14 protein-coding genes and 1 pseudogene are annotated in these 16,299 nt (G+C 34.6%); 10 read left to right on the top strand and 5 right to left on the bottom strand.

Annotated elements, in window-relative coordinates:
* Positions 1-143: 143 nt before the first annotated feature.
* From B8977_RS11625 to B8977_RS11610, 4 genes are all read left to right on the top strand, one after another.
* On the top strand, positions 144-1,631 hold the full coding sequence (locus B8977_RS11625) for a Do family serine endopeptidase (RefSeq protein WP_084017899.1): 1,488 nt from the start codon (positions 144-146) through the stop codon (positions 1,629-1,631).
* A gap of 72 nt (positions 1,632-1,703) precedes the next feature.
* A complete protein-coding gene (locus B8977_RS11620; protein ID WP_084017898.1) occupies positions 1,704-2,219 on the top strand; it encodes a hypothetical protein in 516 nt (171 codons plus the stop codon).
* 73 nt (positions 2,220-2,292) lie between these two features.
* The gene (locus tag B8977_RS11615) at positions 2,293-3,777 is read left to right on the top strand and encodes an FAD-binding protein (protein WP_084017897.1); all 1,485 of its coding nucleotides are present in this window, start codon (positions 2,293-2,295) and stop codon (positions 3,775-3,777) included.
* Between the two features lie 53 nt (positions 3,778-3,830).
* Positions 3,831-5,693: a T9SS type A sorting domain-containing protein gene (locus tag B8977_RS11610; RefSeq protein ID WP_159447493.1), complete on the top strand. Its 1,863-nt coding sequence runs from the start codon at positions 3,831-3,833 to the stop codon at positions 5,691-5,693.
* A gap of 16 nt (positions 5,694-5,709) precedes the next feature.
* Here B8977_RS11610 and B8977_RS11605 read toward each other — a convergent pair whose 3' ends face one another.
* Together B8977_RS11605 and B8977_RS11600 are read right to left on the bottom strand one after the other, a co-directional pair.
* Positions 5,710-6,687 carry a glycosyltransferase family protein gene (locus B8977_RS11605; RefSeq protein ID WP_084017895.1) on the bottom strand — a complete coding sequence of 326 codons (978 nt, stop codon included), beginning with the start codon at positions 6,685-6,687 and terminating at the stop codon, positions 5,710-5,712.
* A gap of 4 nt (positions 6,688-6,691) precedes the next feature.
* A complete protein-coding gene (locus B8977_RS11600) occupies positions 6,692-7,519 on the bottom strand; it encodes a UDP-2,3-diacylglucosamine diphosphatase (protein ID WP_084017894.1) in 828 nt (275 codons plus the stop codon).
* 141 nt (positions 7,520-7,660) lie between these two features.
* Here B8977_RS11600 and B8977_RS11595 point away from each other — a divergent pair, with 141 nt between their 5' ends.
* The 6 genes from B8977_RS11595 to B8977_RS11570 all read left to right on the top strand — a co-directional run bounded on the left by B8977_RS11595 (position 7,661) and on the right by B8977_RS11570 (position 14,411).
* Positions 7,661-8,329: an ABC transporter ATP-binding protein gene (locus tag B8977_RS11595; protein ID WP_084017893.1), complete on the top strand. Its 669-nt coding sequence runs from the start codon at positions 7,661-7,663 to the stop codon at positions 8,327-8,329.
* A gap of 6 nt (positions 8,330-8,335) precedes the next feature.
* Positions 8,336-10,024: a DUF8201 family protein gene (locus B8977_RS11590; RefSeq protein ID WP_143736485.1), complete on the top strand. Its 1,689-nt coding sequence runs from the start codon at positions 8,336-8,338 to the stop codon at positions 10,022-10,024.
* Entirely contained in the window at positions 10,021-10,806 is a 786-nt protein-coding gene (locus B8977_RS11585; RefSeq protein WP_084017891.1) for a TIGR02757 family protein, read from the top strand. The genes B8977_RS11590 and B8977_RS11585 overlap by 4 nt, the downstream gene beginning before the upstream one ends.
* Positions 10,807-11,058: 252 nt before the next feature.
* Positions 11,059-11,841 (top strand): hypothetical protein, encoded by a 783-nt coding sequence (locus B8977_RS11580; RefSeq protein WP_084017890.1) that lies wholly within the window; start codon positions 11,059-11,061, stop codon positions 11,839-11,841.
* A 119-nt stretch (positions 11,842-11,960) separates the two neighbouring features.
* Entirely contained in the window at positions 11,961-13,757 is a 1,797-nt protein-coding gene (locus tag B8977_RS11575) for an ABC transporter ATP-binding protein (protein WP_084017889.1), read from the top strand.
* Positions 13,758-13,760: 3 nt separating this feature from the next.
* Positions 13,761-14,411: an alpha/beta hydrolase gene (locus B8977_RS11570; RefSeq protein ID WP_084017888.1), complete on the top strand. Its 651-nt coding sequence runs from the start codon at positions 13,761-13,763 to the stop codon at positions 14,409-14,411.
* Positions 14,412-14,416: 5 nt separating this feature from the next.
* On the opposite strand, the pseudogene B8977_RS11565 reads toward B8977_RS11570, so the two are convergent.
* The 3 genes and pseudogenes from B8977_RS11565 to B8977_RS11555 all read right to left on the bottom strand — a co-directional run.
* Positions 14,417-14,644, bottom strand: a pseudogene (locus B8977_RS11565) (IS1 family transposase); the annotation flags it as partial.
* Between the two features lie 262 nt (positions 14,645-14,906).
* Positions 14,907-15,275 carry a hypothetical protein gene (locus B8977_RS11560; RefSeq protein WP_143736483.1) on the bottom strand — a complete coding sequence of 123 codons (369 nt, stop codon included), beginning with the start codon at positions 15,273-15,275 and terminating at the stop codon, positions 14,907-14,909.
* A gap of 4 nt (positions 15,276-15,279) precedes the next feature.
* Positions 15,280-16,299 (bottom strand): RHS repeat-associated core domain-containing protein (locus B8977_RS11555; protein ID WP_317043211.1); only part of this gene is annotated, 1,020 nt, incomplete at its 5' end.

The following is a 16,299-nucleotide window of genomic DNA, read 5'->3' as shown; positions in this document are numbered from 1 at the left end:
AATTTAGTTGGAATCATAAACAATGCTATGTTTCTGCTTAACAATTTGATAATCTTTGTTAAAACAGCGTTAAACCATTTGTCAATAAGGAAACTTTGGTGTTAAATTTGATTCGAAGAACAAGAAAATATTTTAAACCATTTATGAAAAAATATATCGGCTATTTAAGTGTTGGACTTTTCAGTGCAGCATTTACAATTTTAGGAATGCAATTTTTCTCTAACAGCCAAGACGGAGAAATTACAACCAATGCAGACAAACAAAACGGAGCGTTCGACTTCGTAGATTACAAAGGAAATTACGGATTCAATGCGCCGGATTTTGTGGATGCTTCACAAAGAACTGTAAATGCTGTTGTGAGCATCAATAACTTTTCAACCAATACACAAAGACAAAGGTCAAACGACCCTTTTGAGTATTTCTTCGGATTTCCTCAACAGGAGCGTGACCCCAATCAGCCTACTGGCTCGGGTTCGGGTGTGATTATTTCTGATGATGGTTACATCGTGACGAACAACCACGTGATTAAAGGTTCGGACAAAATTGAAGTCATTCTCAACAATCAAAAATCTTATACGGCAGAATTAATCGGAACGGATCCGAATACAGATATCGCTTTGATTAAAATCGAGGAAAAAGGTTTGCCATTCATCAAATTCGTTGATTCAGATGCAATTAATGTAGGAGATTGGGTATTGGCAGTAGGAAATCCATTCGGGTTAAACTCTACCGTAACTGCTGGAATTGTTTCTGCAAAAGGAAGAAGCATCGATATTTTAAGAAGAAATAACGCATCAAGTCCGATTGAATCATTCATCCAAACGGATGCGGCAATCAACCCTGGAAACAGCGGTGGTGCTTTGGTCAATCCAAACGGAGATTTGGTTGGAATCAACACAGCAATTTCATCTCAAACAGGAAGTTATGTAGGATACGGTTTTGCAGTCCCATCAAATCTTGTGAAGAAGGTTGTGGAAGACATTAAGAAGTATGGATTGGTTCAACGCGGTTATTTAGGAATCGAAGGAATGGATTTGTCTGATGAAGCGTTAGTAAGAGAATACAATAAACGCAACAGCGAAAACCTAAAAAGCCAGCCGGGAGTAATCATCCAGAGAATTACTGACAACGGAGGCGCATTGGATGCAGGATTGGAAAAAGGTGACATCATCACTGAAATTGACGGCGTGAAAATCACAAGTTTCAACAAATTGACATTAGCAGTAGGAAGCAAATATCCGGGCGACAAAGTAAAAGTGAAAGTCTTGAGAGCCGGAAAAGAGCGTGAATACACTGTCACGTTGCGAGATACAAAAGGAAACACGACCACACGTTCTCTTTCTGACCTTACGGTTACAGAAAAATTAGGGGCAGAATTTGAGCCTTTGACAGACCGACAAAAAGTAAGTTTCGGAATCGATCATGGTTTGATGGTAAAAGGAACAGAGCAAGGTGGAAAGCTCAGCAGCATTGGGATTAGTGATGGATTTATCATCTTGAAGGTAAATGAGAAAAATGTGAGTAAAGAAGATGACATTGAAAAAATTCTCAAAAGCCACAAAGGAAAAGTTTCTATCAGCTATGTAGATCCGTATGGAAGAATCTATACGAGAGGATTTACACTAGATTAAACCCATAATTTTCATAGTTTTTGGATCGGCACAACACAAGCGGTTGTGCCGATTTTTTATATCTTTGAATTCATGAAAAAATTATTCATAATTGTTTTCTTATTCATGTTAGGATTTGGAAAAGCGCAGGAAGATAAAGGAGGATTGATGAGCCATCTGCTGGTAAATGTCGGTTACGCCAACCTCAACGGAAATTATTTCAAGCTAGGTCCCGAAGTCTATCTGACACAACCCAATGGTAACCTCATCGATTTAAGTCTGACCGCAAACATGGCCTATTTTTCCAAACATTTTGTGGTCGTTCCTGAATTAGGAATCGGCTATCAGTTCAATTCAAAAAAAGTCGGCAACCGTGTCGACCCTTACCGCGAATATGTCAACAGTACTTTTTATTCTGCGCGTATAAATGTTTCTCCATGGAATGTTACCCCCGAGATCGGAATTGCATTGATTGGAATTGTAGAAGCGAATATTGGTTATTCATTTGAATTCAACAAACATGATTATGCAAGTTTTGACGGAATTAAATTCGGACTGACGATTCACATTCCGACGATTTATTTCGTGAGCGAAGCGGGGTTGTATTAAATTAATTCTAAATTTAATGAAAATGTCCTTCCGACGAAGTCAATGACAATAGTTATTTAAAAATTAATTGGAAATGGAATCAAAAAACTATAGCAAACGCGAATTTTTGAAAATAGCAGGATTGGGAAGTTTAAGTTTAATTTTCTGGCAATGCTATGATTTCAAAAAGGAAGAAGAAAATGAATTATTGACAGAATCAGATTCCGAACCAAAATTAAATTCAAATCCCGAACCAAAATTAGAATTCACTGACAAAGACGTCATTTTCATTACCCGAAATGATGAAAAATACAATACACTACGACAAGGGTTTAACAAACGTTTCGATAAGTTCCCAAAAACAATCGCGCTGTGTTTAACTACAATTGGCGTACAAGCAGCGGTTCAGAAAGCAAAAACTGATAAGCTCAAAATATCTGTAAAAAGCGGTGGACACAGCTTTGAAGCTTTCTCCTGCGGAACAGACTCAATGCTCATCAATCTTTCTCAGATGAACAAAACCCAGTGGCTCGAAAACGATGAAGTGATGCTACAGCCGGCTTGTCTTTTACAAGAAATTTATGCAGAATTTTTACCAAAAAAACGAATAATTCCTGCCGGTTCATGCGGAACTGTGGGTATCGCAGGATTAGCATTAGGTGGCGGATATGGATTTTTCAGTCGGAAATATGGATTGACCTGCGACAATTTAACACGCATAAAAATGGTTGATGGAAACGGAAATTTGATTGATTCCAAAGAAAATCCAGAATTGCTTTGGGCTTGCCGCGGCGGCGGAAACGGGAATTTTGGTGTAGTGACCGAAATGTATTTCAAAACTCATTCTGCTCCCAATTCATTCAGCAGTTACCGTTTGAAATATCGAAATCTGAATCAGGAAAGGTTTATGCAGCTCATCCAAGCTTGGTTTAATTTTACAGGAAATTTACCACAAGAGGCTTTTTCTGCTTTTGTTTTGAATGGAAAAACTTTGACGATTCTCGTTACTAATTTCCTCAATCACAATGCTACTTTTGAAAGTTCATTTGATGAATTAAAAAATCTTTCTGACGAGTATAAACCGACTTACAATCAACCTCTGGCAAATGCACTGAAAAGATACTACGGGCGCAAAGAACCTTTGTTTTTTAAAAATGCTTCTGCAGGCTTGTACAAAGGAATTGAAGAAATTCAGGATTTTCTTCCGAAGGTTTTTGAAAAAGTAATTTCCAATTCAGGAATGATTTATCAAATCAATACTTTGGGCGGAAATATTCAGAATTCTGATTTTGAGAAAAATTCATCTTATCCACATCGTGAATATCCTTATTTAAGTGAATTGCAGTCTTATTGGGACAATGCTTCAGCAGAAAATAAATTTTTGACAGCATTTGAAGAAATTCAGCAATTGTTTCATTCGAAAGGGATTTCAGCGCAATACAGAAATTATCCTGACATCAATTTTCCGAATTGGGAAACGGCTTATTATGGAAATAATTACAAAAAATTACAGGAAATCAAATCGAAATTTGATCCGGAAGATTTATTTAGTTTTGAGCAGAGTGTGCGGTTGAAATAATTCAAATTTTATTTTCTACATTTATCATGGTAAAATTTGAAGCTGAACTCACCATGAAAACTACATTTATTTTCTTTCTTTTTTTATTGATTCTGTGCAATAATACATTAGCTCAATCCTATTTTTTTGAAGACTTTGAAAATGGAGTTGATCATTGGGATTTTGTAGATTATAATAATGACGGCAGAAACTGGGGTACATATGTTCCCGGAGCATATCCCAGTTTCGGAACTAAATCCATTTCATCCCGTTCAATTTCGATCACCCCTGATAATTTGGCTGTCTCACCTGCTGTCAATTTATCAAATATTTCGCTTGAGAATGGAAATTATATTGCTTTAGATTATCAAATTGCTACTTCGGTTTCTAATCCATACGAAAAATACAGTGTATATATTACCCATTCTTCAAATCCTGAAGACATTGTAAATGCCGTACCAGTTTATACAGAAACAGTTCAAACGGGAGGGATTATTCATAAAAAAAGACTGGATATTTCTGGTTATATCGGGCAAATAGTTTACATCACATTCCGACACTATGATTGCAGTCAATTCTCTATTTTACTCGACAACATTGAAGTAAGAAAAATGGGGACTAATAATGTAAAGCTAAATAACTATCAATTAGAAAGATATACATTGCCAAATCAAGATAATACCATTGAATTATCATTGACCAACAGAGGCGAAAATAATATAACTTCTGTCAACATTATGTGGAATGATGGAACCAATGATCATACTTCCAATATTCCGATAAATATCTTACCAGACGAAACAGTTTCTTTACAACATCCTTTTGCCGTTAATTATTCGGACATAAGACAAGCAGATATCTCCATTACAGCGACTCATGTCAACGGGGAGATTGATTTCGACCAAGCGGACAATATTTTACATGCAAAAATTAATACACTCTCCCAATCCATTACTCCGAAGATTCTTATTGAAGAAGGAACGGGTACGTGGTGCGGCTGGTGTCCGAGAGGGATTGTAGCCATGAAATATATGGATGCACATTATTCTAATCAATTCATAGGTATTGCTGTACATGACGGAGATGTCCTTGAGAATGAGGAATATGCCTCTAATTCCAATTTTGCAGGTTTTCCTTTAATGCATGTTGACAGAACCTTATTTAACCAGCATGTTAGTTCAGAATCAATGGAAGAATTGTTCAACCTCAGACGTCAAAGAAAAAATCCAGCGGCTCTGCAATTAGTACCAGATATAACCGGAAGAGAACTATCAATCCGGGTAAATACTACTTTCTATTCAAATTTTTCTCAATCTGATTTCAGATTAGCGGTTCTTGTAATGGAAAATAATCTTCCAGGTTATGGTCAAGTAAATTATTATGCAGGAGGAACTAATGGTCCAATGGGAGGCTTCGAAAGTCTTCCGGACCCTATTCCCGCTGATATGATTAACCACGATCATGTTGCCAGAGAGATTATCGGAGGATATCATGGAACAGAAAATTCCATTCCTGAAAACATAACAGACGGACAATCGGTTGAATATACATTTAACTATACAATTCCAGAAGAATACAACCTTCAAAACTTACAATTTGCTGTTGTTTTAATTGACAATGAAAATGGAGAAATCGTCAATACAGAACTTGTTTCTTTAGCGGAAATGTCTGTAAATGACATTGAAGTTTTACAAGGATTTTCATTTTCTCCAAATCCTGCATCTGATTTAATTTATCTTAAAAACAATGAGGAAGGGCTTTACAGTGTAAAAATTTATGATAATTCAGGAAAAGCTGTATATAGTATTGCGCAGAAGTTGATTAGCAAAAATCAAACGATCGCGATTCAACTATCAAATTTTCCGGCTGGAATTTACATAATCAGTATGGAAGGAAAAACGAATTCTTACAGTAAAAGATTAATTATCAAACATTAAAGTTCTTTTCAAACTACTATGACAATTTCAAAACCTCGTGATAGATGATTTCTTCGGTTTCATCTTCATAGTTTACCTCTACCCTTTTCTCAGAATCAATCCATTCCTGAATTTTCCGCATATTGAAATCACGGCTGGCATCAACTCCCATTTTTTCCAATGCTACACAATTACATTCTTGTTCGTATTGATTTTTAATTGGAATCACGAATAATTTCTTTTGCAGAAATAATGCTTCTGCAGGCGTTTCAAATCCGGCATTGCAGAGAATTCCTTCACAGCTTTCAAATGCTTTCAGGTATTTTTTCTGGTCAATGGGATAAATTTTCACATTCCCGTTTTCATAAATTTCTTTCGAAGTTTTGGAAAAAACTCTCCAATCGACATGGGTTTCATTTAATCTTTCAATTAAAAATTCGTCCGAATAACTCGGCAGATAAGTCATATAAAATCCTTTATTTTCGGGATTTAATTGTCGGATTGAAGAACGAATAACAGGTTTAAAAATCGATGGATTGTATTCGTGAAAGTGAAATCCAAATTTATTTTCCACCGGAGCATAACGCTGCAAAACCAATTCGCCAAAGAAATCTTTGCTCTCAGGCTTAGGCGTTTCCGAAAAAAGCATCGATGCTTGATGACTGAATCCTAATATTTTATCAAACTTTTTCAATTTACAGGCCCAAGCAGAAATTGGTTCAAAATCATTTAAAACCAAATCATAATTTTCTACAGGAACACTCTTAATATCTTTTATCGCTTTCAAAAAATTATTCTTAAAAGCCGTGTTCCAATAAGACAATCCGCCTTTGCTGTCATACAAAAGCGAAATTCCTTTGAATGAATATTTAGGATCTTTCGGTAATGCAATTTGTGACTGGTGACCGCTTACGAGCAAATCTACTTCTGCATATTTTTCCAGAATGGGGATTATTTCCTGCGCGCGTGCGATGTGTCCGTTTCCGGTGCACTGCAGGGCATATAATATTTTCATTTTTTTATTTCAAGTTGGTTACCGAAGAAATCAATTCTTCCAATGTCATGTCCGCTACTTCTTCCTCTTCTTTCAATCCTAATTTATGTTTATTTTCTTCGTAAGAAAACAAAGACCATTTTCCTTTGTGGTATTCCAAAGCGCTTAAGTTCTCAATCCAGTCGCCGGAATTCAGATAGATACATTTTCCTTTTTTAGTTTCCACTTCGCGCATTTGCGGCTGGTGAATGTGACCGCAAATTACGTAATCATATCCATTTTCTATTGCCAATTCTGAAGCTGTATTTTCAAAATCTGAAATGTATTTGACTGCTTTTTTTACGCTTTTTTTAATTTTTTTCGAAAGTGAATATTTTTCTCTTCCAAATTTTGCCAAAATCCAATTGATTGCATTATTGAGCTGAATCAGCAAATCATACCCTACTCCGCCTAATTTTGCAATCCATTTGGAATGCTGAACCGATGCGTCGAAAACGTCTCCATGGAAAACCCAGGCTTTCTTTCCGTCTTTCAGATCGAGTACTTTTTTATTGACCAAAGTAATTTTCCCCAATTCCAAATCGGTAAATTTGCGAAGCATTTCATCATGATTGCCGGTGATGTAAATCACTTCGGTTCCTTTTGCAGCCAAACCGATGATTTTTTTGACAACGCTGAGGTGTTTTTTGGGGAAATACCTCTTTTTGAATTGCCAGATATCGATGATGTCGCCGTTTAGAATTAGCATTTTGGGCTGTATCGAATCGAGGTAATTATTCAATTCTTTTGCACGGCAGCCATACGTTCCGAGGTGTACATCAGACAGGATGACTAAATCCACTTTTCTACGCATAGAGTGTTTCTGCAAAATTAAAGCAGCCACGTATCTTTATGATTACGCCAATGTTAGAATTAGATTAAATTCTAAATGATTTGAATTTGGAAAACCAATATTAAACTTTGAGGCTTAAACTTTAAACCTTAATTTAGCCCTATGATTTCAGCAAAGAATATTTACAAGAAATACGGAGAATTAGAGGTATTAAAAGGTGTTTCTCTAGATGTAGGTGAAGGCGAAGTTGTTTCAATTGTAGGTGCTTCGGGTGCAGGAAAGACAACACTTTTACAGATTTTGAGTAGTTTGGAAAAGAGTTCTGACCCTGCCGGGCATTATACTGAAATACTCATCAAACGTGAAGACATTACCCATTTGTCTGATCGAAAATTATCTGAATTTCGAAATGAAAACATCGGATTTATCTTTCAATTTCATCAATTACTACCTGAGTTCAATGCTTTTGAAAATGTTTGTATTCCCGGCTACATAAGCAATTCAAAGAAATCTGCGGTGCATGAAAAAGCAAAAGAACTTTTAAACTTCCTGGGTTTAGAAAAAAGACTGCACCACAAACCTTCTCAACTTTCAGGCGGAGAACAGCAGCGTGTTGCCGTTGCAAGGGCTTTGGTCAATCAGCCAAAAGTTATTTTCGCGGATGAACCTTCGGGAAATTTAGATTCGAAAAATGCGGAAGAGCTTCATCAATTATTTTTCCGATTGAGGGATGAATTCGGGCAAACTTTTGTATTGGTAACACACAATGAGGAACTAGCCAACATGGCTGACCGCAAACTCGTGATGACTGACGGAAGATTTGAGATTTAAATTCTTATGGCATTAATTCTATTTAGCTGGATTTATAGCTTCTTTATCCTTTTAGCAATGGGAACTTTAGGAGTTGCATTATTTAGAATTAAAACTCAGAATTTATTTTACATATTGATTTCTGGAATGTTTTTAGAAATGTTGTTTCTGCATTTCACCTTAATTTTTCTGCCCACAGACTTCATTTTTTATTTAATCAATTCATTCGTAAGTATTCTTATTTTATACCAGCACCGTCAATTTGCTTTGGAAATTTTAAAAAAAACTATCGAAGAATTCAATAATTGGTCTGTTCCAATAAAATTTTCTGCTTTTATTATTTCATTTTCTGTATTAGCAAAATCAGCAGGAATCCCTTATCTGGTTGACAATGAATCTTATTATATCCAAACCATCAAATGGCTAAATGAATATGGATTTGTAAAAGGCTTGGCTAATCTGCACATTTATTTTGGACAAATGTCAGGTTGGCATATTCTTCAAAGCGGATTGAATTTTGGATTTATTTCCAATCGATTAAATGATCTGAATGGCTTTTTGATGCTGATATTCAGTTTTTTTTCTTTGAATCATTTTCATTTGTATTTAAAGAAAAAAGAGTTGACAAATCTTTATTTAGCTTTGATTCTTTGTGCAAATCTTTTCTTTTTCCAATTTGTAACTTCTCCTTCTCCTGACCTGCCTGTATTTTTGATAAGCCAGGTGATTTTTTCTTTATTTATTTTGAATTATAAGAAAAATCGCGGCGATTTCAATTTGATACTTGTATTATGCATCATGTTGATTTTGATTAAAATAACTTCTTCTATTATTTTATTATTTCCTTTGATTTTGGCTTTCCGTCATAAAATTATTTCTGAAAAATGGAAAATTGTTGCAGCGATTGGCATTATTTCAGGGATTTTATTTATCACTAAAAATTATATAATTACAGGATATCCGCTCTATCCTTTTAATATTTTAGGAAAATTTCTGACTCCAGACTGGCAAGTTCCTGAAAGTTTACAATCTTTATATGTACAGATAACCAATGATTCCGGATGGAAGCATATAAGTCCGCGGGAATTGAAACATCATAATTTCCAAGACAAATTAATTGCGTGGACTATAGAAAATAAAGGCTTAGAGTTAATTTTCAATAATTTGTTTTTAATCATCTTGATTTTATTTCCATTCATCGCAAAAAAAGAAAAATCATTTTGGTTGATTTGGGGAATCGCAGTCATCAATCTTATCATGTTATTTTTGACTTCTCCTCAGTATCGCTTTTTCTTTCATTTTATGATAGCGCTGAGTTTAATTTCATTTGCGATTATTTCATTAAAAAACTCAAATCTTGTTCAAGGTTTCATAATGATGAGTATATTGATTGCCTTTGTAAGTTTGTTTCTCAATTTTAAAATTATAAAAGTAAATTCCCAGCCTCAGCCATTTAATTCATTTGAAGCAAAACAAATCATAATTCCTCATGAAAACTCCCGCTACAAACTGGAATTCAAAATAATAAAAGAGGGAAACCTCAAATACAATACGCCAAAAGAAATTAACGATTTTACTTGGGGAAGTTTTGATGGAGAGCTGCCAAGTCTCAATGAAAAACATATCATTTTAATTAGAAAAAAATGCAAGGTCCGGCCACAGCTTCGCACTTCGAATTTGAAAGACGGATTTTACAGTGAAAACATAACCGAATGAATTCAAATGAATTAAAAGAATTTCTGGACGAAAAAGTCATACAATACAATCATCCTAATTTCATAGAATCTGATCCGATACAGATTCCGCATCGATTTTCGATTAAAGAAGACATAGAAATTGCAGCATTTTTTGCGGCGACGATGGCTTGGGGAAACCGGAAAATGATCATCAACAAAGCGACGGATTTGATGAACCGCATGGGAAATTCCCCCTTTGATTTTGTAATGAATTATTCTGAAAATCAATTTGATAAAATCGAAACATTCAAACACAGAACCATCAATTCTACAGATTTAAGCTTCTATTTAAAATCGCTTCAAAACATTTATAAAAATCATCGCGGATTAGAAAATTCATTTCATTTTAAAAAAGATGAAACGGATAGTTTTCATGCAATAGAAAGATTTAGGGAATTGTTTTTGGAAATTTCGCACGAAAAACGTTCAGAAAAACATTTGTCTAGTCCGGCTAATAATTCTGCGGCGAAAAGATTGAACATGTTCCTCCGCTGGGTGGTCCGCCAGGACAACCAAGGCGTTGATTTTGGAATCTGGAAAAATATCTCCTCTTCACAATTAGTTTGTCCGTTAGACATACATTCCGGAAATGTGGCTCGCAGCTTAAAAATTCTTACTCGTACACAAAATGATTGGAAAGCTGTATCTGAACTTAATTTAAAATTAAAAGAGTTTGATGCAGAAGACCCGGTAAAATATGACTTCGCTTTGTTCGGACTGGGCGTCTTCGAAAATTTTAACAGGGTTTCTCCTGTTAAATAAACAGGTTTAATCTTCTGAAAATTCAGGTTATATCCTCTTGAATGCCATAATTTATAGAGCTAATTTTACAATGCTAATAATTATAAATGACATCAAGAAAATATAACTAAAACAAAAATGATTTTATTAAATTTATCTCAAATGAATAAATTTTGACCCTTTTGAAAACTCTAAACCTTTTGTTATTTGAGTAGCAATTTCGTAACGTTTTTGTTCTAGTGCACTTATTGTTTGACACTAAAAACTAACGTTATGACTAAATTAATCACTTCTTTAATAGTAGTTCTCTTAGGAGCAAATTTAAATTATGCACAAGTAGGAATAGGAACAGAGACACCACAAGCCATGCTTGATGTAGCAGGAACTGTATTGGTACAAGGCGAAACAACCCTTCAGCAACCTCTAAAACTTGAATATATACATAGTGAAGCGGTTACACAACTGACAGGAAATGAGATTGTTTTGATCGCAGACTTAAATGATCAAAATATTGTAAAGGAAGTAAGTTTACAAAATCTTAGCAATGGTCTAGGAACTTATGATTTAAACAGGCCTAATACATCCATTTATGCCGCTAAAAAGACAAGTGGTTTCACACTGCTGAGCATAGGTTTATTGGTTGCAGGGTTTCGTCCTATTGATTTTACAAATGCAAATCGAACAATTGGAAATCAAGCTTTGTTTTCAGATACTACTCATGCTTATACTGTTCCATCGAGTGGAGTTTATGAAATAGACTTTGATTTTAAAATGGGAACAGGGTTACAAGCCTCGCTTCTAACTGGAAACCCCGGAATTGGAATTGTTCGTACTCGCGGTGGAAGCAGTATATTATTAGATAGTAAATCTTTTAGTGGATTGGGCGCTCTGTTAAACATAACAATCACCGACACAAAAATGAATTTCGTTTATTCCTTGCAACAAGATGATCAATTGACTTTTGGAATGACAAATTCTTCTGTAATTACTTTAAGTTTATTAACCAGCAGCATTGCATCTTTTCACATTAGAAAAATCGCTGGTTCTCCACAATAACAATACACAATCGAAACCAAACCTGTGAAAAGGGAATGAATTGAGAAATCAATCATTCCCTTTTTTTATTTAACAGAAATAATTATTCCGCATACGAATCTTTACTAAATTTGATTTGTATGACACTCCTGACCTTATTCAAAAATCTTTGGCCTTATGTAAAACCATACAAATGGCTAGTTTTCGCTGCATTATTTCTGACATTGATTGGCTCATTTACCGCACAAGTAAATGCTTTGACACTTCAATATACTGTTGATGAAGTGAATAAATTGGTAGAATCGGGCAAAGGTTTAAATTCAGGACTAAATCTTCTTGTGACCATCACCTTAATTCTTTTGGTCAAAGAAGTTGTCAACGTTGTCATCACTTTCGGACAAAAATTTTATGGAGAAAAACTGAGAATTTATGTTTCACGCGATTTGGCACAAGCAATCGTTGATAAAATACTTACTTACCGCATGGCATTTTATACTGCCAATGACAACGAATCGGGAAAACTACAAACCCGAATCGATCGCGGAATTGAAAGTTTAACGCGTTTAGTTCAGAATTTCTTCATCAATATTTTACCACTTTTTGCCAATTCATTTATTGCATTGATTTTGATGTTCAATGCCAATTTTTGGGTTGGATTGGTAGGTTTGATGATTGTTCCGGTTTACATTTTCATCACCATTAAACAAGCCAAAACATTGAGCGGATGGCGCAGAAACATGCGTCAATTCCGGGAAAGTAAAAGCCAGGGAATCGTCAATATTATCCAATCCATCACGGTAATCAAATCATTTAACCGGGAAAAAATTGAATCTGAAAAACAAAATCAAATCCAAATTGATTTAACTGAAAACCAATTAAAAACCCAAAAAACCAGTTTTGTTTTCAATGGAATTAAAACTTTTGTAGAGCAAATCGGTGTCGTGATTATTATCATTCTCACGGCATATTTGGTTTTGGATGGGAAAATGAGCATCGGCATGATTATGTTTCACATCTTACTTTTCAGCAATGTAACTGCGCCAATTGGGCAATTGCACAGGATTTTTGACGAAATGAATGATGCGATGATTTATTCGGAAAGTTTCTTTGAAATTTTACATGCAGAAAATGAAATTGAGAATTCAGGAACTTACAAACCGGAAAAAATTACAGGAAAATTTGAATTGAAGAATGTTGATTTCATTTATCCAAACGGAACACAGGCACTTTTCAACGTCGATATGGAAATTCTTCCTAATAAAATCACAGCGTTGGTGGGGCTTAGCGGCGCGGGAAAAAGTACTGTAATCAATTTACTCGATAAATTTTATGAACCTTCTTCGGGCGAAATTTTCCTTGATGGAATTAATTTAAAAGAATACGACACAGATTTCCTCCGAAATAATATCGGTTTGGTTTTACAGAAAAACCACATTTTCAGCGGAACTATTGAAGAAAACATCCGTTATGGAAATCCAAGTGCTTCTGAAAATGAAGTTCATGAAGCTGCGAAACAAGCATACATCTACGACCAAGTAATGGATTTGCATGACAAATTCGACAGTAATGCTTTGCTTCTTTCAGGCGGTCAGCAACAGCGAATTGCCATTGCCAGAATGTTTTTGAAAAATCCTCCGATTATTTTCCTGGACGAACCAACTGCAAGTCTTGATGCAATTGCAACGGAGCAAATAAAAAATAGTTTAGATGCTATTAAGAAAAACCGCACAGTTATCATAATTTCGCACAGCATTTCACAGATTATAGATTCGGATAAAATTTATGCGATGGAACAAGGAAAAGTGATGGAATCTGGCGCACACGAAGAAATCTATGAGCAGAACGGAATCTATAAAAACATTTTCGATGCGATGGCGAGAAGTTTAAACATTGATAAAATCGCGAAAACTTTAGAAGACGAAGAAGAAAATTTTTAATACATGAAAGAATTAAACGGAATCAATTATCTGGAAAGAAAACCAAAAAAAGCTTTAGACAAAAATCCTCTACTCCTACTAATTCACGGTTACGGAAGTAACGAGCAGGATTTATTCAGTTTTGCGGATGATATTCCCGATGAATTTCATGTGATAAGCGTGCAGGGAATTCATACTTTGAGCCTGGGAATGTATGCGTGGTATGAAATTGATTTTGTCAATATGCAGAAATTCAACAATGTTCCTCAAGCCATCGAATCAAGAAATAAATTGGTTGAATTCATAGATGAGATTACTTCAAAAGAAAATTTAGACAAAGAAAATGTAACGGTTTTTGGATTCAGTCAGGGAGCGATTTTGAGCTATTCGATTGCGATGAATTATCCCGAAAAAGTAAAAAACATTGCTTGCCTGAGTGGCTATCCCGAAATGGATTTCATCGGAGAAATCAATCCTGAAAAAGATTATTCGAAATTAAATTTCTTCATCTCACATGGTATCGAGGATATGGTCATTCCAATCGAATGGGCACAAAAAAGCAAACCGTTTTTAGATAACTTAAACATCAAAAATCAATACCATGAATACAGAAGCGGACATGGATTGGTTCCTCAAAATTATTTTGATTTGATGAAGTGGTTGAAGGAGATCTAGATTTGTCAGATCAAACAACCAACTTTAAAATAGTCGAAATCGAGATTAGGGTTTCTTCCACTCCAAAAATAAATCTTTAACACAGCGCTCAGGACTACAACACTCTTTGAAAAACAAATCGCTCTGCAGTTCAATCTTTTGAGGTGAATTCTTAAATCTAAGTTTTTTCTTTCGACTGAATTGGTTCCAAAACGGGTAGTTTGATCAATACTTTTATCTATAAGGTATTTATATTTATCATTCTTTATAATTTGATTTTCTTTACAATGAGGGCTGATTCTTGTATCACTAACTTTGAAACACTTGGTCTCAGTTTTCATGTTTTTCAGGCAGTTTAAGATGCTAAAAATAGAAAGAGTGGACGTTATGTCCACTCTTAAATTAAAATATTATGAAAATTATTTTCTGATTTTCAGTGATTTAAAATAATTATTTATTTCATCACTAACTCTGATACATCGCCGAACGTAGATATAAATAACTATCTTCATTTTTTTATTTCTTTTTCAAATTAATAATTGATTTCCAAGTAAATACATTTACAAATAAGTTTCCTACCAATAATATAATAAAACCATATTTTCCTCCAAAGTCTAAATTATCAAATAAAAATTTCAAAGGAATAAGTATTATAACTGGCAATATGAAAGAAACAAAAGGTGTTCCTTTGAATATTATATTACTTATAACAGTTATAACAAAATTGTAAATGTATAGAGTTACAGAGACTAATAAAACCAAAAAAAGAAAGAGGAAAATAGTATTTTTATCTTCATTTGTGGCAAATAATGAGTAAACGATACTCAAAGGAAAATATGAAAGGTGCAATGCATAATATTTTGCAACGATACGGTTTTGATTCATTTTTTTATTTTTTACAATCTGTACAATCCCACTGGTTTGTTTTATCATTCCACTTATAGGTTCCTTCTTTTAATTTTGAAATATCATCAAAGAATGTAGATATTGAGTGTTCTCCTTTTTTTTCATGATATTCATCTACTCCCTCTTGCTCTTGATCTGCAAGTCCGAATGATCCTCCTATATGAGTAAATTGTTGAGTAAATATATCGGGATGCGCATTTGTATATGAACTAGCTGCTTGAAATGGATCAAAGTCTGCCACTAATGTAATTCTTACGCTTTTTTCATACCCTTTTTCTTTAATGTATTTCAATAGGCCTTTTACATATCCTTTTCCGTAAGTTCCACCCATGCTATGAGTTATTATTTTTATGGTTTCAATAATTTCTCCTGTTGTTTTATCTCTTTCTAAATTTTTGATAATTTGTTTAGCATCTAAATACCCCTGCTTTTCACCTCCATCATGCCTACTTTTGGCTCCGGATCCTCCCCATCCTCCTAAAGAACCATCTCTATATATAGCATTATTATCATTTAAATGAGATTGTACTTTATTATCAAAACTTCCCCAATAAGCTGACGTTCCATTAAAATTGTAATCCTTTGGATTCCCATATATAGTATTCTTGGAATCTTGGGGTCTCCTGTATCCTTTAGAACCCTCACCAAAATGATTGCCATTAATAAAAATAACTAAATTCCCATCTGGATCTATTGCTTGTATAGGAGTATTTTTGGCATAAGCATACGCGGAAGTATCAAAATATAATTCCGATAATTTATCCATTGTATTCCACCTTCCCAAAGCAGCATCATAATTCCTTGCGCCATAATCATAAAGGTTCAGATTCAACTCATCCTGGTATTCTTTTCCGTTGTACTTATACTGGTAATCGGTTTTCAGGACATAAGTAGGCCTTGCGGTGTTCTCCATATTGTCTACAAGCTCATACTTTTGTTTGGGGTCGGCGTATGTGGAGTGCTTCAATCCGAATGGGTAATAATGGTTCTCTTCCATTATTTT

Source organism: Moheibacter sediminis, assembly GCF_900176425.1.
Taxonomy (GTDB): Bacteria; Bacteroidota; Bacteroidia; order Flavobacteriales; family Weeksellaceae; genus Moheibacter; species Moheibacter sediminis.
The sequence above is the reverse complement of the archived record's forward strand: the minus strand, read 5'-3'. Positions and strand labels throughout refer to the sequence as shown.

What these genes read in the sequence shown, in the direction of transcription:
- B8977_RS11625 (WP_084017899.1), top strand. Translation starts at nt 144, where the DNA reads ATGAAAAAATATATCGGCTATTTAAGTGTTGGACTTTTCAGTGCAGCA.
- B8977_RS11620 (WP_084017898.1), top strand. Translation starts at nt 1,704, where the DNA reads ATGAAAAAATTATTCATAATTGTTTTCTTATTCATGTTAGGATTTGGA.
- B8977_RS11615 (WP_084017897.1), top strand. Translation starts at nt 2,293, where the DNA reads ATGGAATCAAAAAACTATAGCAAACGCGAATTTTTGAAAATAGCAGGA.
- B8977_RS11610 (WP_159447493.1), top strand. Translation starts at nt 3,831, where the DNA reads ATGAAAACTACATTTATTTTCTTTCTTTTTTTATTGATTCTGTGCAAT.
- B8977_RS11605 (WP_084017895.1), bottom strand. Translation starts at nt 6,687, where the DNA reads ATGAAAATATTATATGCCCTGCAGTGCACCGGAAACGGACACATCGCA.
- B8977_RS11600 (WP_084017894.1), bottom strand. Translation starts at nt 7,519, where the DNA reads ATGCGTAGAAAAGTGGATTTAGTCATCCTGTCTGATGTACACCTCGGA.
- B8977_RS11595 (WP_084017893.1), top strand. Translation starts at nt 7,661, where the DNA reads ATGATTTCAGCAAAGAATATTTACAAGAAATACGGAGAATTAGAGGTA.
- B8977_RS11590 (WP_143736485.1), top strand. Translation starts at nt 8,336, where the DNA reads ATGGCATTAATTCTATTTAGCTGGATTTATAGCTTCTTTATCCTTTTA.
- B8977_RS11585 (WP_084017891.1), top strand. Translation starts at nt 10,021, where the DNA reads ATGAATTCAAATGAATTAAAAGAATTTCTGGACGAAAAAGTCATACAA.
- B8977_RS11580 (WP_084017890.1), top strand. Translation starts at nt 11,059, where the DNA reads ATGACTAAATTAATCACTTCTTTAATAGTAGTTCTCTTAGGAGCAAAT.
- B8977_RS11575 (WP_084017889.1), top strand. Translation starts at nt 11,961, where the DNA reads ATGACACTCCTGACCTTATTCAAAAATCTTTGGCCTTATGTAAAACCA.
- B8977_RS11570 (WP_084017888.1), top strand. Translation starts at nt 13,761, where the DNA reads ATGAAAGAATTAAACGGAATCAATTATCTGGAAAGAAAACCAAAAAAA.
- B8977_RS11560 (WP_143736483.1), bottom strand. Translation starts at nt 15,275, where the DNA reads ATGAATCAAAACCGTATCGTTGCAAAATATTATGCATTGCACCTTTCA.